Raw genomic sequence first — 21,179 nt, forward strand, 5'->3', positions numbered from 1 at the left:
TATGATCAGGTGCTTTTATTCTGTCCGACCAATGCAAAGGTCGAACTGCATCATTACCTGATCAGAGAGACTCGTTTTCAGCATGTAAAAATAACTGTGGAACCGGCAGATAAAATGACGGAAAACGAAAAAAATGCATTTGTGAAAAAGTATTTCAATAAGTAATTCTCCCGGAAAGAAACAACTTTTAATCCTCAGCTTCAGGCGGAGTATCTTCAGAAGGTGCTTCCAAAACAACTTTTGTCCGTTTCTTTTCCAGCCACAAATAAAGTGGCGGAATGAGAATCGGTGCGAAAATCAAGGTACTGGTCAAACCTCCGATGATGACAGTTGCCAGCGGTCTTTGCACATCAGAACCAATTCCGGATGAAATAGCCGCGGGAACCAAACCGATAATCGCAACGATCAAAATAGATAACAAGGCGCGTAATTGTTCCTTGGAAGCATCCAGTACGTTTTCCTTTAATTCCCTGTCAATTAATAACGTGCGGTTAATTGCTGAAACGAGTAATACACCCGCCATGACCGAAATTCCGAAAATACTCACGAATCCAACTCCGGCAGAAACATTGAAGTAATAACCTCTGATCAATAGTGCCAGGATTCCACCACCAAGAGCAAACAGGATACAACTCATTGTGACCATGGTGTGCGCAAAATTCTTGAACAACATGAAAAGGAACAGGAATACCAGGATAATAGTCAGTGGAATGGTAAATGCCAATTGTTTTCCGGCACGTTCCAGGTTTTCATACTGCCCTCCGTAAATGACTTCATATCCCTTCGGAACATGGATTTTTGCGTCGATTTTCCGTTGCAATTCTTTTACAAAACCTCCCTGGTCGCGACCGTGAATATTGGTACGAACGGTTATCATCCGCTTACTTCCGTAGCGGTAAATATTCGTTTGTCCTTCCACAAAATGAATGTCTGCAAGTTGACTCATCGGGATCAGAGATCCGTTAGCTGCCGGCACCTGGAGATTTTTGATCGCATCAATGGAATTACGGTATTCCGGTAAAAAACGGATCACAATATCGTAGCGTTTTGTTCCGTCATACAAGGTCGAAATAGATTTTCCTCCGATAGCAGCTTCAATCATGTTCTGGATATCAGCAATGTTGATTCCGAAGCGGGCAGCCGCCGGACGATTGATATCAATTGCCAATTGTTCCTGCGGTCCTTCCTGTTCAATATTCACATTATCGGCTCCACGGGTTTGTTTCACAATTTCCGCAATGCTGTCTGCTTTCTGGCGCATCATTCCAAGGTCGTTCCCAACGATGGAAATTGCGAGATCGGCCGCACTTCCGGTTACAATTTCCATGACCTGGTCGATGATCGGCTGACCGGAAGAAAATTGAACGGCGGGCAGTTGCTGTTTCAAATCGGTTTTGATCTTTTCAACGAGTTCTTTTTTGGTAATCGTATGGCTCCAGGTGTCGTAATCGTTCAAACCGATCAAAATCTCGTTTCTGTTTGCCGGAAAAGGATCCGTTCCGTCATCATTTCGCCCGGTTTGAGTAATTACAAAGGCAATTTGTGGGTATTTGGCAATGATTTTACGGATTTTCGGAGCGTATTTGGCGTTTTCCTGGATCGTTATTCCTGCGGGGAAATTACCGCGTAAGAAGATAGAACCTTCATCCAGCGGAGGTAAAAATTCTGTTCCGAGTTTCAACCCGAACAAGACACAAACCAACACAATTGAAAAACCGATAATAACCGTTTTTTTGTAGCGGACCAAAAGCGCATTCAGTACTTTGGAATAGGCTTTGGAAAGATTATCGAGAATAAAATTCTTATGTTCTTTCAGCGGTTTATCCGCGTTGGTGACCGCTTTGCGATAGACAAATGAAATCAGAATCGGGATAAAAGTTAAAGCGGCAACCATCGAACCTATCACGGCAAAAGCAAGCGTCAGAGCCATTGGAGAGAAGAGTTTTCCTTCTACACGAGTCATGAGCAAAATCGGCATGTAGGCAAGAATAATGATGGTTACGGAAAAGAAAATTTCCCGGCCCACTTCCTGTGCAGCCAGCATCGTAATCTTGACGATTCCCTGCTTTTTTTCTTCTATTGATGCAGTTCTGTATTTCCGGATAAGGTGTTCTGCCATCACACAGGCTCCATCCACAATAATTCCGAAATCAATTGCACCTAAAGACAATAAATTGGCAGGAATGCCGGTCATTTTCATCAGGATAAAAGCAAAGAACAGGGAAAAGGGAATAGTTAAAGCCACAACCAATGCACTCCGGATACTTCCCAGGAAGAAAATAAGCAGGATGATCACAATCGAAATACCTTCAAACAAGGTATGAGCAACGGTTTCCAAAGAATGATCAATCAAAAAGCTGCGATCGTATAACGGGCGCAAATGAATGCCTTCCGGTAATTCACTGTCCTGTAAATCGGCCATTTTTTCTTTGAGGGTTAACAACACCTCACTTGGGTTTTCATACCGGCGGAGCAGGATAATTCCTTCCACACCGCTATTCACGTCGATTTTATCTTTTGGAACACGATATCCCAACACACCGCTCGGAGGTGGTGGCGTAATTTCGACAGTGGCAACATCTTTCACGAAAACGGGAACACCATTCTCTGATTTCACCACAATATTCCGGATATCTTCTTCTGTTTTGACAGCTCCCAAACCACGTACTGCAAACCCTTGTCCGCCTCTTGCAATAATATTACCACCGGTGTTTTGATTATTCGCATCCACAGAATTCATCACTTCCTGCAACGTCAGGTTGTATTTCCGCAATTTTTCGGGCGAAGTAATGATGTGAAATTGTTTCAGCGGACCACCGAAGGTAACCACGTCTGCAACTCCTGCAACTTGAAGTAGTGCGGGTTTAATGACCCAATCCTGCAAATCTCTCAGTTCAGATTGACTATAATTTGCCGGAGCTTCTACGGAATAGCGGTAGATTTCACCGACAGCCGTACTCAAGGGAGCAAGTTCCGGCGAAACGCCATCGGGAAGTTCTGCAGCAGACAAACGTTCAATGACTTGCTGACGGGCAAAATAATCGTTGGTTCCGTCCTTGAATGTCAGCTGAACAACCGATAAACCGAAAATCGTCCGGCTTCTTCTGTCAAGTACATTGGGAGTATTCTGTAAAGCGCGTTCGATCGGAACAGTCACTTGCTGCTCGACTTCTTCAGCAGCGCGGCCCTGGTATTGAGCTACCACAATGACGTTGGTATCAGCAATATCAGGATACGCTTCGATCTTTAACTGGGTGAAGCACCAATAACCAATGGACATCAATACAAAGCTGATAGCAATAACCGCCCAACGGTTACGAAGGCTAAAAAGAAGTAAGTTTTTAATCATCTAATCCCAATTTTCGACCTTGTATGTAACAATGAAGCCATTTTTTAATTCTTTTCTGAGCGCCGTTAATGCTGCCCGTACCTTATTCTCCTCATCGGTGAATGTAATCATGATCGGTGTTTCGTCAAAACTGAACAGGTCATTCGGACGATTCAGATACTGGTGTTTTCCGTATCCCAATCTCCCACGAAAGACAGTAGCTCCCTGGATATTCTGACGAATCAAAAATGCGAGGATGAATTCATATTGCGGCTGTGAACCATGCAAATTATCCTGATCTATGTATATCTGAGCTTGTAACATCCGATGGTGTTTTTGATGAAGACTTTTCTCTTTTTGCTAATACCCGAAGCTCAACCCTTTTAATTGCATTACTCCTTTGACAGCTACCTTTTCATTTTTTCTCAGACCGCTGAAAATAATGATGCGATCTCCGATTTCATCCCCGATAACTACATTCCGACGTTCGAATGTATTACCGGTGCGCACAAAGACATAGTTTTGTCCCTGAATCGTAATAACGGCACTTTTCGATACACTCAGAACATCTCCTTCACTGATTCCGAAGGAAATGGTTGCGAACATTCCGGCTTTGAGTTTATTGTTTGCATTATTGACGCTTACACGGAGTTTGACCATGCGGGTAGCATTGTCGACCATGTCAGCCACATCTTCTATTTTTCCGGAGAAAGGTTCATTCGGATACGCGGTGAATGTAACAGAACAAGAGCTTCCTTCTTTCACCTTTCCGATTTGATTTTCGGGAATGTCGCATACGATGTAAGCCGTTCCGGGAACAGATCTTTTTAGTTTTTCAGGATGAAAACCACCTGCTTTCAACTTTGTTTCGTGTTCAATGATTGCAGCCCGTTCATTTGCCAGATTGGTTTTCTCAATAGCGAGTGCTGTTTGTGCTTCCAGTAAATCTCTTCCGGTTGCTGCTCCGTGTTGTTGCAAATCTTTGATTCGATCCAGCTCGGTTTTTCGTTGTTTGATAGATACTTCCTGAATCTGGATGATATTGATCTGATGCTGCAGCAACTGCGTATAATTTCCTGCCAGTTCCGGATTTGCAAACAGAATAATCGGCTGGGAAGCACCTTCCTCAGATCTGAGAACAATGGCGGAAACGTTTGCCGGAGCTGTAATCTCGGCATCCAGAAGACTGCTTCCGCAAGTTTCGGTTTCAAAGAAAGAACAACTTTTCTGTGAAGGAAACACGATGTTTACTCCGTTATTTTCTACCGTTGGAGTAGCGTCGTCGACAACATCGACAGGTTGTTCTTTCCGGGCACAAGAGAAAAACAAAGCAGTTATGATCGTACTGTATAGATAAATTCGTTTCATTTTTTTATTGTGCTAATTGATTGATGTATCCTGAAACATAAAGTAAGCGGATATAACTTTGTTTATATACCTGCATGGTTTCATAATATTGTTGTTGTGTTTCCAGCCAGCTTCGTTGTGCTTCCAGAAAGTCTACAATGGTGGTTCCGCCCCGTAAATAAGAATACTTCACACTCGTCAGAATCTTTTCAGATTGAGCCAGCAGCTTATCAAACTTTGTCAGGTTGGTCTGTTGGGTCTGATAGAGCTGGTATGCTGTCATTAATTCCGTTTGCACCTGGACCTGGGTAGTTTGTAGCTGTTGCTCGGCTTGTTGTTTGAGCACAACTGCTTTTTTGATTTCTCCTTGATTCCGTGAGAAAACAGGAAGCTCGATCGTTCCGTAAATTCCAACGTAAGGGATGGTATTTTGCGGGTTGTAAATTACTCCCAGTTCGGGTTGCGGCCACGCAAATGCTTTTTGTAAATGAATGTTGGCGTCTGATACGGTAACTACCGATTTCAATGCCTGAACATCACTTCGGGAGGTCAGGGCTTGTTTCAGCAAGGAATCTAAACTTGTGGGCAGTTGATACAGGAAACGATCACTGGTATCAATACTGATTGTTTCAGTAGTACCCATCAGGAATTGCAGTTTCACCAATGCATTTTGATAGGTTTGTTCCGCCGATTTCAATTGAAGTGCGTACTGATCGGCTAAAAGGGTCGTGCGGATTAATTCCGTTTCCGTAATGACCTGGTTTTTATATCTGAGTTGGTTTACGACCACTAAACTATCGGTGTTGTTCTTTGCTTCCGTCAGGAGATCCAGCTGCTTGCGGCTTGTCCATACGTCCAGCCATTGAGTGGCTACATCCTGGAACAAGTTTCGCTCAGCTTCCTTGATGATTTTCTGTTCAAGCAATACATTTTGCTCAGCAACCTCGATCTTGTATTTCCTTTGAGCCGGTAATTGAAAGACTTTTGTAAGCTGCCACCAAACCTGCCGGTTTTGCCCGCTGTACCAATGGGTATTTGCAGGAAAATGCGAAGGCTGTGCCATATTGATTGTTTGGTTGTTCAGAACCAGGTTGGGTCTCAGAGAAGCAGTAACAACGTCCGCTTCCGCAATGGCAACGTTGTATTGCTGCGGTTTTAATACAGGACTGCTGTTTCTGGCAGTTTGTAAAGCTTTCTGTAAACTGTAGGGACCCGTCTGCGACCAAATTGAAGGTATCGATAACAACAGAATGATTGATATTAATAACCGGTTTTGCATAACGTTCCGTTGTTTGGTATTCAACATCTGCAAAAGTCCGGCTTAAAAAGGAGCAGGGCTATTAGAGACTTTATATAAAATCATTAGAAAACCATTAGAAAATTATCCGGTAATAATCACGTAACAACAATTGATGAACTTCGTGCCGGATTTTACAATAGTGAAATAATGATTAATAACAATGAATAGTGTTCTAATATACTAGAATAATGATGAAAAAACAATTAATATTTGTCGTAAGTTGCTTTTTAGCAGTTATTACGGCTTCTGGACAGGACATTGCGACCACCAGAAACGCTTCTGTAGGAAGTACGGTCACATTCAGGGGAGTTTCACTGAATGGAGCGGAATTACCGAATATCCGTTATATCCAGGATGCGACCGGCGGAATTGCCATTTATGGAACCAATTTAACGACGGTCCTTGAAGGAGATTCCGTATTGGTCACCGGAACAATGACGAATTACAACAATTTGGTGGAAGTAACTCCTGTGACTTCGATCAGCGTCATTGCTTCTGTTTCCCTTCCGGATGCGCAAGTGATCACAGATGTTTCTACGATCAGCGATTTACACGAGAGTGAATTGCTGCGTTTGGAGGCTTGCACTTTTGCGAACGGCGGAAGCACATTTGCAGGAAACACGAATTACAATGTCACAATCGGCGGACAAACGTTCCAGGTGCGGATCCTCAATGGAAGTCCGTTAATCGGAGAAGTAATTCCCAGCGGAGAGGTTAACCTGACAGGAATTCTTTCACAATATTGTACTTCACCTGCTACGGGCTGTACTTCCGGTTATCAGTTATTATTGAGAACCATCAATGATATCGAGAGCACGTCGTCTATTTACCTGACACAACCGATCAGTACTTCATCCATTAACACAACGGGATTCAGTATTAACTGGTCTACCAATATCGGAGGAACAAATTCCTACATCAAATACGGGTTAACTCCTTCATTGGAATTGGGAACGCTTCCTGCCGGAAATACGGCAAATCATACAGTTGCATTGACTTCATTGTCTCCGGCAACCATTTATTATGTACGTGCTTATTCCTGGAATGGGGCAGACAGCGCCGTTACCCTGGAACGTACATTTGCCACTCAGTCGCTTTCCTCCGGAGTTATTAAGGCTTATTTTAACCGGTATACAAATACCAGTTATTCGACGGGTACCAATGCTGTTTACCTGAATCATCTGGTGGCGGATACCTTGGCGGCGTATATTGACCGCACACAGTTTTCGCTTGATATTTGTATTTACAACTGGGATTATTCCACTTACGGAGGTAAGATTGTAACGGCAGTGAATAATGCTTACACCCGTGGCGTGAAAGTACGGATCATCAACGATGGAAGTACGGCAAATTTCGCCCTGAACAATCTCAATAACCAGATACCGGTTTTGACTTCTCCGCAAGGAAGCGATTATACCATTATGCACAACAAGTTTGTGATCATGGATGCCAATGCGGCGAACGCGAATCTTCCGGTTGTTTGGACCGGATCTACCAATTTCACTTCCGGACAGTTGGTAGACGATGCGAACAATGTCATCATTTTCCAGGACCAAAGTTTAGCACGTGGTTATAAAATGGAATTCGACGAAATGTGGGGCGATACAAGTCAGACGGCTCCTGCGAATATGGCTTTGTCGAAATTCGGTCAGTTTAAAACGGACAATACGCCTCACGAATATGTGATTGGCGGAAAGCGGGTTGAATCGTATTTCAGTCCGTCTGACCAGGTGAATACACAAATCCTGAATACCATTGCATCGGCTGACGATGACTTGCATTTTGGAGTCATGGTGATCACGCGAACAGACCTGGCATATGCCATTCGGGATCAGATTCAGCAGCAATCACTCGATGCAAAAGGAATGGTTGATGATGCCAATACGTCTTCTTCGCCGTATGGAATTCTTTCTCCGTCGATGGGGTCGAATCTTGCTGTGAACGGACACAATTGGATTTTTCACCACAAATACCTGGTTGTTGATGAATCCAATCCTGCTTCCGATCCGACGGTTCTTACCGGTTCGCACAACTGGAGTAACGGAGCCGATCAAAAGAACGATGAGAATACGGTAATCGTTCACGATGCTTCAATTGCAAATCAGTATTACCAGGAATTTATGGGCAGATGGTGTGAACGAAACGGTGGTAATTGCCTGTTAGGTTTGAAAGAACTGACCGGAGAAGAAAAAATATTGGTGTATCCGAACCCGAATAAAGGTTCCTTCGTGCTTTACGTAACAGGTGATGGAAGTGTTGCCGAATTGCGCCTGACGGATATGACCGGAAAACAGGTTTACCTGGTTGAAACACCAACGGAACAGGGAGAAAACACATTGAACATTGCAACACCGGCGCTCAAACCGGGAGTTTACCTGTTGAATTATACGATGAACGGAAGAACTTCAACTTCCCGGATTGTGATAGAGTAAAATTTTACATGTGGGGGAACAGAATATGATAGCTTGTTCCTTTATTTACGACGGAAGATACTTCGATTTCACCATGGTGAAGTTGGAGTATTTTTTTTGTCAGTGATAACCCGATTCCGTTTCCATCAGCAAATGTTTTGTTGGCTCCTCTGTAAAACGGCTCAAAGATATAAGGAAGATCTTCTTCCGAAATCCCGATTCCTTCATCGGCAAATTGCAAAACAACGGTGTCTTTTTGTGCTTCAATGGTCACCGAGCAACGATGGGTTTTTGAAAATTTGCATCCGTTTTCGAGCAGGTTTTTAAAAGCCACTTTCAGCAGGTATTCATTTCCGTAAACAGAAATATCCTGTTCATTTTCCAATCCGGATTGAAAACGGATGTCAATGTGATAATGACTGTTTTGTTTCTGAATGTCGTGCATGGCATCCAGCAAGATTTCGTCCAGCCGGATTTCCTTAAAGGCGATTTCAGAAGGATCGTAATTGGCCTTCGCAAAATCCAGGAGGCTTGTGGACAGCTTTGCCAGCTTCTGTGCGTCATTCAACGCATTTAGGATGACTTCTTTGTATTCCGTAATACTGCGTTCCCTGTTTGCAGAAATTTCCAATTCAGCTATAATGGCAGACAAAGGAGTTCTGAGCTCATGCGAAATGTTGGAAACAAATTGTTTTTGGGATTCGAACGAATGCTCCAATCTGTCGAGCATTTCATTGAAGGTATTCGAAAGTGCGGATAACTCATCTTTTCCTCCGGAATGGGGCAGGCGCAGATCCAGGTTCGATGCCGTGATGTTTTTCACTTTGGAAACAATTTCAGCTACAGGTGAAAGCACCCTCTTGGAAAAGAACCGGCCGGTCAGGTAAATAATCAGCACAGAAAACACAAATACGGTCCAGATTGTCTGCCTCATGTGTTTTAATTTCTGAAAACCATATTGATCGTAAGCAGTTGCCGTAATGATATACTGTTTTCCATTGAAGGGAAGCAATAGGGCAACAACCTGCCAGTCGTTCTGGTAAAATTGAAGAATTTTCTTCTTTTGAACATCGCGAACCATCTGCTTTGTTTCCTTTACGACATCAATGTCAGCTGCATCGTGATAAAGCAGGTTGAAATCCGTGTCATAAACAGCTACTTCCACCTCGTTGAGTGTTTCGCGGTTATTCTTGTAAATCGTTTGTAAGGTCCGGCTTTCCACTTTTGCTGTGAAGAAGAGGTTTGCTTTAGTGATGGCTTCTCTTTGAAGTCTTTTGTAAAACTCAATTTCACGGATTCCATCTGCGGAATAGTAGATCAATCCCGCAAAAACAGACAAGATTGTTGCTGTAAGTACGGTAAACAGCAGGCTGAGTTTATGCTGGATTTTCATTCCTTCTTAAGAATAAAACCCATTCCTGATTTGGTATGGATAAGTTTGCAATCAAATTCCTTGTCTATTTTCCGGCGCAGATAGTTGATGTATACATCAATGAAATTGGTTCCCGTGTCGAAATGTGTATCCCAGACTTTTTCAGCTATTTCCATACGGGATAATACGCGTTCGCTGTGTTGCATCATGTACTCCAGAAGTTTAAACTCCTTGGGAGTTAAATTGATTTCCGTTTCACCGCGCTTTACGGTTTTGGTCTGATTATTCAATTCCAGGTCCGCATATTTTAAGGAAAAACCTTGTGTGCGTGTAGCCAGGTTGTTTCGTTTCATCAATGCACGAATACGCACATGGAGTTCGCGAAAGTCGAAAGGCTTAACGACATAATCATCTGCTCCGGCATCAAAACCTTCAATTTTATCGTCGGTTGTTCCAAGCGCAGTGAGCATAATGATCGGTAATTCCGGTTTCGCCGCCCGGATCGTTTTGCAGACATCAATTCCACTGATCTTAGGAAGGATGATATCAGTGATAACCAGCGTGTAATCATTTTCCAAAGCCAGTTTTTGTCCCATAGCGCCATCATAGGTCAGCGTAACGCTATACCCGTTTTCTTCCAAGCCTCGTTTTACGAGAGTTGCAATTCGTTCGTCGTCTTCTATGATGAGTATTTCCATGGTGCTTTAGAATCACAAAATTACTACAATAATAAACGAAGTTGGCCATTGATTGACCTTGTTCTCTCCGAAAAGATCATTGCTGTTTAGAAGTTCATCTTAAAAATAGGTTTTGCACGGGAATAGAAGTGATAAAAGTCCCGATATTGAGAAATGAAAAAAGATTTCAACAGAAAGCGATAATCTTCACCTTCTGATCTAAAGCTGATTAAGCCAAAACACAACTAATTCCTGTTCGAGTTGTGGCGCGAATACCCGTTCTGACAAGTTTCTCATGGTAGTGTTTTGCTATATTTGGCGAGTATTGACGGCAACTATTAGGACTGATTTTAAAAGTTAAAACCGTCAGATAATAACCAAATAATTAATATATAAATAGTTATGACCACGAACACTTACTTGATCATTGGTGGAATCGCCATTCTTTTTATCGCCTACCTGGTTTTCCTGAAAACAATGATGAAAAAACGAAATGCCAAACAAGCAGAAAACGTTAATAACAACCATTCAAATGCTCCATTGACAGAGGAACAAAAAAGACTGCTTTCTTTTGGAGGAATTTTATTTTATTACCGGGGAGAATAAATACTCGGAATCAAACCAGAAGGAGGTTTAAACCAATACATCGGTGGATTAAACCAGCAATGGGAAGTCACAAACGAAGAAAGTGCCAAAGAAACCTTGAATAATTTATTGGCATTGGAAAGAAGCACGGAGTTTGAACCCCTTTTGCAGGAAGCATCAAAAGAATTGAACAGCATTCAAAAAGAGATTTCGAAAGGTTTAGGATTAGACCTGGAAACCGTTGCTCAGGTAAAATCTGCGTATGCCTGGGATATTTGTAGAGCCGTATCATTAGCAAAATGGTGTTATTGGGTCGGTTATTTAACTGAAAATGAAACCTGGGAAGTGATGAAAAAAGCTTCTGAAGTGGCAACAGCGAAAGGTGAAAACTGGACCGATTATACCATTTCATTTTTATTGGGAAGAACAATCCAGGGATTTGATTTAGACGAAATAATCGTAGAGAGTAAACAAATACTCACAAGTAAAGGTCCTGCGTTGAGAAAAATTGAGGATGTGGATATCTACGAAAAATACCCGTTCAGAAAATAAAAATCACTGTCCGGAATTCATTTGTGAACAGATAATAAACTTTATTTAGTTAGAAATCCCTTCCGAAAATATCGGACGGGATTTTTTTTGAATAGAACTGATCCCGGAGTTTTTCAAGAAAATATGTTCCCTGTTGGCAAAGCCTGTAAAATCCGATTAATCACAGAAATTTGGCTATCGCAAGGAATTTGAATAAATTAGCACCGAAAAGTTCTTTACTATATTTCATCAAACGGAAAAGGTTTTACTTAGCTGTGAATTAATAGGGAATCGTGTGAAAATCACGAACTGTCGCGCAACTGTAAGTAACACACAAAGGTTTTATCCACGAGTATCCACTGTCTGAGCAATCGGATGGGAAGGACGATAAAACTGTTACAAGTCAGGAGACCTGCCTGTTCCGAATGACAATACTTTCGCGATAAGAAGTACAAGTCAGTATGATGTGGTTGAATCCAATGCAATCTGATACCGGTTGTTATTGCGTTGTCGTTCCCGCATATATTCGTTCTATCATTTTATCAGGCAGTATTGGAAGTTAGCAAAAGCTTTAACTGATTTATTCATCATTTAAAAGCACAACATGCAAACAAACAATCTTGGCTACCCGCGCATTGGTAGTAACAGAGAGCTCAAAAAAGCCTGCGAGCAGTATTGGTCAGGTCATTTGTCAACTCAGGAGTTGATTCAGGCCGGAAGAAAAATCCGCTTACACAATTGGAAACTGCAGCAAGATGCAGTAATCAACCTGATCCCGTCCAATGACTTTTCGTTCTACGACCAGGTTCTGGACATGTCTTTAACGGTTGGAGCCATTCCGCCGCGTTACAACAAAGTCATTTTAAACGAAGCAAACACCGAATTGGATCTGTATTTTGCAATGGCGCGCGGTTATCAGAAAGACGGAATTGACATTACCGCGATGGAAATGACAAAATGGTTCGATACGAATTACCATTATATCGTACCCGAATTTTACAAAGACCAGCAATTCAAACTGTTTTCCACGAAAATTGTCAATGAATTTGTGGAAGCATTACAGGCAGGTATTTTGACAAAGCCTGTTATCATTGGTCCGGTTTCTTACCTTCTTTTAGGAAAAGAAAAAGAAACTGATTTCGACCGGATTGATTTGGTGAAAAACCTGCTGCCCGTTTATAGTGATATTCTGAACGAATTAAAAAAACACCAGGTAGAATGGATTCAGTTTGATGAACCGTTTTTAGCCCTGGATTTGAGTCCGAAAGCAAAAGAAGCCTTCGAATGGGTTTACACAGCCTTGAAAAAGGAATTTCCGGCTCTGCAAATCATGATTGCAACTTATTTTGAAGGATTGAAAGATAACCTTGAACTGGCATTATCTCTTCCGGTTTCAGCCATTCATGTGGATTTGGTTCGCTGCCCGGAGCAGTTGGAAAATGTCGTGAAAGCATTGCCTTCCAAAATGCAGCTTTCGTTAGGAATAATAGATGGAAGAAACATCTGGAAAAATAATTTTGAAAACTCTTTGAGTAAGATCCATTCTGTGGTTGATCAAATTGGCCCGGACCGCGTTTTTATAGCACCTTCCTGTTCGTTGATTCATACTCCGTGTGATTTGGACCTGGAAACGAACGAAGCAGGTTTAACCGTGGAAATCAAACAATGGATGGCTTTTGCGAAACAAAAAATCAATGAATTGGTTGTTTTGAAACAATTGGCGGAAGGAAGTCCGGATTCAGGCGTGATCGAAGCATTTGAAAACAACAAAAAAGCCATTGCAGCCAGGAAAACCTCCACATTGATTCACAATGAAAAAGTCAAGCGGCGAATCAGTTCTTTGACGGTAACTGACGTCAAACGCCAGAATATATTTGCAATCCGGAAACAAAAGCAGAAAGCAGCACTTCAATTGCCGTTATTCCCAACCACAACCATCGGTTCATTCCCGCAAACACAAGAGGTGAGAAGCTGGCGCGCGAAGTTCAAAAAAGGAGAATTAACGCAATTGGAATACGATCAATTAATCGAAAAAGAAACAGCAGAAACCATTCGCTTCCAGGAGCAAATTGGAATGGACGTACTCGTTCATGGAGAATTTGAGCGAAACGACATGGTTGAATACTTCGGAGAACAGCTCGATGGATTCACCTTTACCAAAAACGGATGGGTTCAAAGTTACGGAAGCCGTTGTGTGAAACCCCCGGTTATTTTTGGTGATGTCAGTCGTCCGGCTCCGATGACCGTTCGCTGGTCTTCATTTGCACAATCCCTGACGAAGAAACATGTCAAAGGCATGTTAACAGGTCCGGTGACCATTTTGCAATGGTCGTTCGTCCGCGACGATCAGGATCGTTCCATCACTTGTAACCAAATTTCCCTTGCAATACGGGATGAGGTCAAAGACCTGGAAAATGCCGGAATCAAAATCATTCAAATAGACGAACCGGCTATTCGTGAGGGATTACCTTTAAGAAAATCAGATTGGCAGGCTTACCTGCGGTGGGCGGTAAAAGCATTCAGGCTTTCGGCCAGCGGAGTAAAAGATGAAACACAGATTCATACACACATGTGCTATTCTGAATTCAACGACATCATTCAGAATATTGCGGATATGGATGCAGATGTCATTACGATTGAATGCTCGCGTTCACAGATGGAATTGCTGGATGCCTTTGCAGACTTCAACTATCCGAATGAAATTGGGCCGGGAGTTTATGACATTCATTCTCCGCGCGTTCCGTCCCGCAATGAAATGATCACCTTGCTGGAAAAAGCAAAAGAAGTCATTCCTGCCGACCAGCTTTGGGTGAACCCGGATTGCGGATTAAAAACGCGTCATTGGGAAGAAACCAAAAATGCCTTGATAGAAATGGTCGGTGCAGCAAATACTTTGCGTCAAAACGTAAAAGAGCTGGCCGTTTAGTTACTCAAAATAATCAGGTGTGCCGGATTAGCCGGCATACCTGATTTCCTGGTTTTATGAAATTTCAGTCGAGAAATGTATAAAGAAGATTTCAGACTTAAGAAAACAAGTGTTTATTGTCATAAGCCAGTTTTGCCAATGTATAACTTGTCGGACTTTCAACTGCCAGACTCTCAATTTCCGGAACTTCAAAAAACATCGGGTTTTTCCCGAACTTTTTCTTTCCGTTTCTGATAAATGCCGCGCGGTTAAAGATGTTGAACACCGTGTCTTCAAAAATCACAAAATGCGGATCATTTCTCAGAGTAATAGTAGGGTAATTACTGCTGTCATACAAGCGTTTTTCGACACGATAGAGACTCATCACCGAATCAAATTGCTGGTATTCGTCATTCAGAACATACGTATAATAACGCTCAATGGCATCTTTAATCGTTTGAATCGAAAGCAGCGGATTAATACATTGCGTCTGCATAAAATGCTCGCCTCCTGTTTTTTCGAGTGAATGAGCGGTTAACCTGTCGGAAGTAGGCATTTCTTCCAGGATGCGTTCTGTTGTGTCACCCGAAAAGGTCTCCGGATTTGGAAAATCGATGATGGAAATAGTATGAGTATCTCCATACATTTTCCGCACTTTATCCGAATCAGTGGTAATTACAATGCGATTGATGGCTTTCACAGCAAGTAATTTTTCAATCATCCATTGAAACAAAGGTTTCCCACCAAAATCTTTCAAATGAGCATTCGGTAAGTTGGAATTGTTGGTTTCCTGGATTGTAATCAGAGCAGTGATAGCTGGCTTATTCATGAGATTTCGTGTTTTACGGGGCAAGAATAGGCATTTTTATTGAAAGTCCCGCCATAAAGTAAAACGGTAAGTATTTTGAGTTTCAATTTGTATAATCTTTTTAAGATTAGATCATTATATTCGTCTGCACGAATCAAAATAAAATGGAAAGAATAGGATTAGACTGGGGAGCAATACTGGCATTGATTGTTCCGTTTGTAATCATGCTCGCATTGTTTTTCGTATCGAAAACCAGGCTGCAAAAAATAGAATGTGTGATGGGAGAAATCGCATTCCTGTTCGGCTTTTTAAGTTACTATGTTGCTGAAATCTCTACCGAAATAAACATGCTGAAAGCTGTTGGTGTTTCAATTGCATTTGGTGTGATTGCTGCTGCGGCCTTAATGGTGGTTGGCCTTATCGAAATCAAACGCGCCACGCCGGAAAAGTGATAGCTGAATAAAAACGTGCCACGCATTTCTGCAATCTTGTTCCACTGAGCTCATACCGATAGCTATAAGTGCTGCTGGATAAAAAAAATCGCTTGTTTTTGCTATTGTAATTTTATTTATCGTAATATTGCAATATATAAATAAAACAATGGGAGCAACGAAATCAGACCTTTTTACACCGGAACAAAACGAAATTGCGTCTTTGTTGAAAGCGATTGCGCATCCGGCAAGAATTGCCATTCTGGAATACCTGATCAAAGTAGATACCTGTATTTGCGGTGATATCGTCAATGAATTGTCGTTGGCGCAACCAACCACTTCCCAGCATTTAAAAGAATTAAAGAATGCCGGATTCATCAAGGGAAGTGTAGAAGGAACTGCGATTTGTTATTGCGTAGATAAAATGGCTGTTGCCCGAATCCAATCCTACTTTGCAGGAATTTCCATTCAAATAGAAAACAAAGACAATCAATGTTGTTAAACAAAATTCAATCAGATGAAACTTTCAGAAATTAAAACCATTCTTCCCACATTGGATAATGTGGCATTTCAAACTCCCGACGGATCATTTGTTCCGGAACATTTCCACGTAACGGAAGTAGGAAGCGTTCTCAAACATTTTATTGATTGTGGCGGAACGATCCGAAAGGAAACAGTCGTAAATTTCCAGTTATGGAATGCAGATGATTACGAGCATCGTTTGAAACCGGGAAAATTGCTGAATATTATTCGGCTTTCGGAAGAGAAATTGGGAATCGAAGACCACGAAATAGAAGTAGAATACCAAAGCGGAACCATCGGAAAATACGATTTGGATTTCAACGGATCACATTTCGTGCTGATTCCCAAAACCACGGCTTGTCTGGCTTCCGATGCATGCGGAATTCAGCCTGGAAAAACAACAATTCAATTGACTCAATTATCACCCGGTGAAGGAAATAGCTGTGAACCCGGCGGCAATTGCTGTTAAGCATGAAAGGAATCGTGCGTAAATACAAAAAGCCCATCATCATTACATCCTCATTGGTGGTTTTACAAATCTTTTTCGGCTTCGACCCGAAATTTTGTATCATAAACATCGTGTGGTTATGCGTTTAAACAGGAAACAATGAAAAACATATTAGTCTTATGTACCGGAAATAGCTGTCGGAGTCAGATCGCAGAAGGATATTTGCGACATTTTGCCGGAAATCATGCAAAAGTATACAGCGCCGGAGTGGAAGTTCACGGAGTAAATCCACTGGCAATAGCCATCATGAAGGAAGATGGAATCGATCTTTCAGATCATACTTCCAATCATGTGGATGAATATGCGAACATTCCCTTTGATTTTGTTATCACGGTTTGCGATAACGCCAAAGAACAATGTCCGTATTTTCCGACAACAGCCCGGAAATTCCATCACAATTTTCCCGATCCTGCAAAAGCAACAGGAACCGATGATGAAATCAAAGCAGCATTCCGCCATACCCGCGACTTAGTAAAAGCGTATTGTAAAGAATTTACGGATCAACAGTTTTGAGTGCTTCTCTTTTCAGTCAGTTCGAGTACCGGAATGTAATGGAGGTGTATCGAGAACGACTGGAAATTTAAATTCACGTGTCATTCTCGATACATCCCGACTGAAAATGTCGGGACACTCAAATTGACACACCAAGAATTACAATTCTTAATTAGTTCATAAATCCCTGAACCAAAAGCAATTTATCACTACATTTACAAGCAATGAATAAACTCAGAAAAGTGTTTGCAGTGTTTCTGATCCTGGTGATTATCTTCCCGGGAGAAACGGCTCATGCCTTTTCGTTTGTTCCCAAATTCATTTCCCATTACAATCATCACAACGAAGAACATCATTCCCTGAGTTTTCTGGATTTCGTTGGAGAGCATTTGAGTGAAGGACATCATAAAAGCAAGCAGCATCATGAACAGGACGATTGCCCGACCACTCACGACCATGCGCTTGTATCGTTCACATTCGTGATCGAAAAAAAGATCGCCTTTGAACCATTGGTGCAGGATAACGGGCATTTCGAGGAGAAAACACCCTTACCTCCGTACCGTTTTATCTTTTCAGAATTTCATTCGGCAATCTGGCAGCCGCCAAAATTGAACTAATCGTTTTTGAATAATTATTCCGGGGCAAAATCTGTCCTGTATCGTCGTGCAACTCGTTTGCCGGCAATTGTTTAATGATTAGTTAGTGATCATGTTAGATAAAATCATTCAATTTAGTATCAAGAACAAGTTCATAATCGGCTTGTTCACCATCGCATTGATCGGAGTAGGAAGTTATTCCATGTACAAACTCCCCATTGATGCATTGCCTGATATAACCAACAATCAGGTGCAGATTATCACCACTTCGCCAACCCTGGCAACACAGGAAGTGGAACAGTTTATTACCTATCCGATTGAACTTTCCGTGAAGTCGATTCCGAAAATTGTGGAATTGCGCTCAACGAGCCGTTTCGGATTAAGTGTGGTGACTGTTGTTTTTGAAGAACACGTGGATATTTACTGGGCACGGGCTCAAATCACGGAACGTTTGAAGGAGGCGGAGAATAATATTCCTGCCGGACTTGGAACACCCGAAATGGCACCGATAAGTACCGGTTTGGGAGAAATTTACCAGTATGTCGTTTACCCGAAAAAAGGATATGAATCGAAATACAACGCAACCGAACTCCGTTCGATTCAGGATTGGATCATTCGTCCGCAATTGCTTGGAACACCCGGCGTTGCCGAAGTAAATACGCTTGGCGGATATCTGAAGCAATACGAAGTGGCAATCAATCCGGATAAACTGAAGAGTATGAACACCACAATCCTGGAAATTTTCGATGCTTTGGAGAAAAACAACGAAAATACCGGCGGTGCGTACATCGACAAAAAACCCTATGCTTATTTCATACGTGGAATCGGGATGGTGACTGATATGGAAGATATTGGAAAAATCGTAGTGAAAACACAAAACGGTGTTCCGATTCTGATCCGCGATGTGGCTACGGTTCGCATTGGGGCGAGTACGCGTTTTGGAGCTGTAACCAAAGATGGAAAAGGGGAAGAAGTGAGCGGAGTTGCCATGATGCTCAAAGGAGAAAACAGCGAGGAAGTAGTGAGCCGCGTGAAAGAAAAAATGTCGCAGATTGAAAAATCACTGCCGGAAGGTGTTGCCATTGAAGCTTTCAGCGACAGAACCAAACTCATCGACAAAGCAATCAGTACGGTGGAGAAAAACCTGATCGAAGGAGCTTTGATCGTTATTTTCATCCTGGTGTTGTTACTGGGAAACTGGCGTGCAGGTTTGGTGGTTGCTTCTGTGATTCCATTAGCCTTGCTTTTCGCCGTTACGATGATGCATCTTTTTGGGGTAAGTGGAAACCTGATGAGTCTCGGAGCAATTGACTTCGGTTTGATTGTAGACGGAGCTGTGATTATTGTGGAAGCGATTATTCACAGCTTGCAATCGCGGAGCCAAGCCGTTTTGTCGAGAGAGCAAATGGATCTGGAAGTGTACAAGGCTTCCTCCAAAATCAGAAGCAGTGCGGCCTTCGGTGAAATCATCATTTTGATCGTGTATTTGCCCATTCTGGCTTTGGTTGGTATCGAAGGAAAAATGTTCGGACCAATGGCACAAACGGTTTCCTTTGCCATTTTGGGAGCTTTCGTCTTGTCATTGACCTATGTTCCGATGATGTCTGCGTTGGTTTTGAAACGGCAAACAGGACACACGAAAAATTTCAGCGATAAAATCATGGCAGGAGCAGAGCGAATCTACCGGCCAATCCTGGACGGAGCTTTGAAAATGAAAGCCCTGGTAGTTGGGATTGCAGTTGTTCTTTTGTTCATTGCATTGATGGTTTTTGGCAGGCTGGGCGGCGAATTCATTCCAACCCTGGATGAAGGCGATATTGCCACACACATAATCATTGCTTCGGGAAGTTCACTTTCCCAGGAAGTGGAAACCACCACCAAAGCAGAAAAACTGTTGAAAAAGCGCTTTCCTGAAATCAAAATGATTGTAACGAAAATCGGTTCTGCGGAAATTCCAACGGATCCGATGCCGATGGAAGCCGGAGACATGATCATTCTGTTAAAAGATAAGGAGGAATGGACTTCTGCCGATTCCAAAGAAGCATTGATGAAAAAAATGGAAGCGGTATTGGATGAAATTCCGGGTGTAACAACCGAGTTTTCCCAACCGATTCAGATGCGCTTCAATGAATTAATGACGGGAGTCAGAAGCGATGTGGCCGTGAAAATTTACGGTGAAGACCTGGATATGCTCGTGAGCAAGGGAGATGAAGTTTTGAACCTGATTCGTTCTGTGAAAGGCGTTGCGGATGCAAAAGCGGAACGCGTTGCCGGTTTGCCGCAAATTACAGTTCGCTACAACAAAGACAAACTGGCACTTTACGGATTGAATGTCGGTGATTTGAACAAAGTCATTCGCACCGGGTTTGCGGGAGAAAAAACCGGAGTGGTCTACGAAGGAGAAAAACGTTTCGATATTGTACTTCGTTTGGCGGAAGACAGCCGCAAAGACATTTCAAATCTGAAAACATTGTATATCACGCTTCCTTCTGGAAGTCAGATTCCGCTGGAACAGGTTGCCGATATTGATTACGAACCGGGACCGATGCAGATAAGCCGCGAAAACGGAAAACGCCGCATTGTGGTAGGATTTAATGTCAGAGGTCGCGACGTGGAAAGTGTCGTGACTGAAATTCAGAAAAAACTGGATGGAAATCTGAAGCTTCCTGCGGGATATTTTGTAACCTACGGTGGTCAGTTTGAAAACCTGGTTCAGGCATCAGCACGTTTGTCAGTTGCAGTGCCGATTGCGTTGGCGCTGATCTTTGTCTTGCTGTATTTCACATTCCGTTCGGTCAAACAATCGCTTCTGATTTTTACAGCGATTCCTTTTTCTGCTATCGGAGGAGTTTTTGCGCTTTGGCTGCGCGATATGCCATTCAGTATTTCGGCCGGAGTAGGTTTTATTGCACTTTTCGGAGTGGCGGTACTCAACGGAATCGTGTTGATCAGTTATTTCAACCAACTGAAAACGGACGGAATGACGGATGTCATGGAACGCGTACGCGAAGGAACAAAAGTGCGTTTGAGACCGGTACTTTTAACGGCTTCTGTTGCCTCACTCGGATTTCTTCCGATGGCATTGAGTACCAGTGCCGGAGCAGAAGTGCAAAAACCATTGGCAACGGTTGTAATCGGTGGATTGATTACGGCAACCTTCCTGACTTTGGTGGTATTGCCCGTTCTGTACATCTTTTTTGAGCGGGGAAAACTCAAATTGAGTGGAAAAACCGCTGTTTTACTTCCGTTGTTTGTTGCATTCGGTTTAGGAAATGCATTTTCGCAGGAACCGGCATTAAAATTAAAGGATGCGCTTGACCTGGGAATGAAAAACAACCAGTTGATTCATGCCGGAACATTAAACCT

Annotated in this window: 17 protein-coding genes and 1 riboswitch; of the genes, 10 read left to right on the plus strand and 7 right to left on the minus strand. The window is 42.5% G+C overall.

Going from position 1 to position 21,179, the window contains the following annotated elements:
* Nucleotides 1-187: 187 nt before the first annotated feature.
* Genes Q1V93_RS01870 through Q1V93_RS01885 form a run of 4 tightly spaced genes read right to left on the minus strand, consistent with a single transcriptional unit; the run spans nucleotide 188 to nucleotide 5,954 of the window.
* Nucleotides 188-3,349: a CusA/CzcA family heavy metal efflux RND transporter gene (locus Q1V93_RS01870; protein WP_300660692.1), complete on the minus strand. Its 3,162-nt coding sequence runs from the start codon at nucleotides 3,347-3,349 to the stop codon at nucleotides 188-190.
* On the minus strand, nucleotides 3,350-3,652 hold the full coding sequence (locus Q1V93_RS01875) for a DUF190 domain-containing protein (RefSeq protein WP_300660693.1): 303 nt from the start codon (nucleotides 3,650-3,652) through the stop codon (nucleotides 3,350-3,352).
* Between the two features lie 36 nt (nucleotides 3,653-3,688).
* Entirely contained in the window at nucleotides 3,689-4,696 is a 1,008-nt protein-coding gene (locus tag Q1V93_RS01880) for an efflux RND transporter periplasmic adaptor subunit (protein ID WP_300660696.1), read from the minus strand.
* Nucleotides 4,697-4,700: 4 nt separating this feature from the next.
* Nucleotides 4,701-5,954 carry a TolC family protein gene (locus Q1V93_RS01885; RefSeq protein ID WP_300660698.1) on the minus strand — a complete coding sequence of 418 codons (1,254 nt, stop codon included), beginning with the start codon at nucleotides 5,952-5,954 and terminating at the stop codon, nucleotides 4,701-4,703.
* Between the two features lie 212 nt (nucleotides 5,955-6,166).
* Here Q1V93_RS01885 and Q1V93_RS01890 point away from each other — a divergent pair, with 212 nt between their 5' ends.
* Complete coding sequence (locus Q1V93_RS01890; RefSeq protein ID WP_300660700.1) at nucleotides 6,167-8,407, plus strand: phospholipase D-like domain-containing protein; 2,241 nt, start codon at nucleotides 6,167-6,169, stop codon at nucleotides 8,405-8,407.
* Between the two features lie 4 nt (nucleotides 8,408-8,411).
* Here the strand turns inward: Q1V93_RS01890 and Q1V93_RS01895 are convergent, their stop codons facing one another.
* Both Q1V93_RS01895 and Q1V93_RS01900 read right to left on the minus strand, forming a co-directional pair.
* Nucleotides 8,412-9,779: an ATP-binding protein gene (locus Q1V93_RS01895; protein ID WP_300660702.1), complete on the minus strand. Its 1,368-nt coding sequence runs from the start codon at nucleotides 9,777-9,779 to the stop codon at nucleotides 8,412-8,414.
* Nucleotides 9,776-10,456 (minus strand): response regulator transcription factor, encoded by a 681-nt coding sequence (locus tag Q1V93_RS01900; protein ID WP_300660704.1) that lies wholly within the window; start codon nucleotides 10,454-10,456, stop codon nucleotides 9,776-9,778. The genes Q1V93_RS01895 and Q1V93_RS01900 overlap by 4 nt, the downstream gene beginning before the upstream one ends.
* 381 nt (nucleotides 10,457-10,837) lie before the next feature.
* On the opposite strand from Q1V93_RS01900, the gene Q1V93_RS01905 reads away from it, so the two are divergent.
* From Q1V93_RS01905 to metE, 3 genes are all read left to right on the plus strand, one after another.
* A complete protein-coding gene (locus Q1V93_RS01905; protein WP_300660705.1) occupies nucleotides 10,838-11,041 on the plus strand; it encodes a hypothetical protein in 204 nt (67 codons plus the stop codon).
* A gap of 39 nt (nucleotides 11,042-11,080) precedes the next feature.
* On the plus strand, nucleotides 11,081-11,572 hold the full coding sequence (locus Q1V93_RS01910) for a DUF1266 domain-containing protein (protein WP_300660722.1): 492 nt from the start codon (nucleotides 11,081-11,083) through the stop codon (nucleotides 11,570-11,572).
* A gap of 222 nt (nucleotides 11,573-11,794) precedes the next feature.
* Nucleotides 11,795-11,986: riboswitch (cobalamin riboswitch) on the plus strand.
* Between the two features lie 169 nt (nucleotides 11,987-12,155).
* The gene (metE, locus tag Q1V93_RS01915; protein WP_300660706.1) at nucleotides 12,156-14,477 is read left to right on the plus strand and encodes a 5-methyltetrahydropteroyltriglutamate--homocysteine S-methyltransferase; all 2,322 of its coding nucleotides are present in this window, start codon (nucleotides 12,156-12,158) and stop codon (nucleotides 14,475-14,477) included.
* 97 nt (nucleotides 14,478-14,574) lie between these two features.
* Here metE and Q1V93_RS01920 read toward each other — a convergent pair whose 3' ends face one another.
* On the minus strand, nucleotides 14,575-15,285 hold the full coding sequence (locus tag Q1V93_RS01920) for a hypothetical protein (protein ID WP_300660707.1): 711 nt from the start codon (nucleotides 15,283-15,285) through the stop codon (nucleotides 14,575-14,577).
* A gap of 143 nt (nucleotides 15,286-15,428) precedes the next feature.
* Here Q1V93_RS01920 and Q1V93_RS01925 point away from each other — a divergent pair, with 143 nt between their 5' ends.
* From Q1V93_RS01925 to Q1V93_RS01950, 6 genes are all read left to right on the plus strand, one after another.
* Entirely contained in the window at nucleotides 15,429-15,716 is a 288-nt protein-coding gene (locus tag Q1V93_RS01925) for a hypothetical protein (protein WP_300660709.1), read from the plus strand.
* A gap of 148 nt (nucleotides 15,717-15,864) precedes the next feature.
* Entirely contained in the window at nucleotides 15,865-16,197 is a 333-nt protein-coding gene (locus tag Q1V93_RS01930; RefSeq protein WP_300660711.1) for a metalloregulator ArsR/SmtB family transcription factor, read from the plus strand.
* 15 nt (nucleotides 16,198-16,212) lie between these two features.
* Nucleotides 16,213-16,686 carry a DUF6428 family protein gene (locus tag Q1V93_RS01935; protein WP_300660713.1) on the plus strand — a complete coding sequence of 158 codons (474 nt, stop codon included), beginning with the start codon at nucleotides 16,213-16,215 and terminating at the stop codon, nucleotides 16,684-16,686.
* 138 nt (nucleotides 16,687-16,824) lie between these two features.
* A complete protein-coding gene (locus Q1V93_RS01940) occupies nucleotides 16,825-17,238 on the plus strand; it encodes an arsenate reductase ArsC (protein ID WP_300660715.1) in 414 nt (137 codons plus the stop codon).
* A gap of 203 nt (nucleotides 17,239-17,441) precedes the next feature.
* A complete protein-coding gene (locus tag Q1V93_RS01945; RefSeq protein WP_300660717.1) occupies nucleotides 17,442-17,834 on the plus strand; it encodes a hypothetical protein in 393 nt (130 codons plus the stop codon).
* Between the two features lie 91 nt (nucleotides 17,835-17,925).
* Nucleotides 17,926-21,179 (plus strand): CusA/CzcA family heavy metal efflux RND transporter (locus Q1V93_RS01950; RefSeq protein WP_300660719.1); only part of this gene is annotated, 3,254 nt, incomplete at its 3' end.

This window comes from Fluviicola sp., from assembly GCF_030151805.1.
Taxonomy (GTDB): domain Bacteria; phylum Bacteroidota; class Bacteroidia; order Flavobacteriales_D; family Crocinitomicaceae; genus Fluviicola.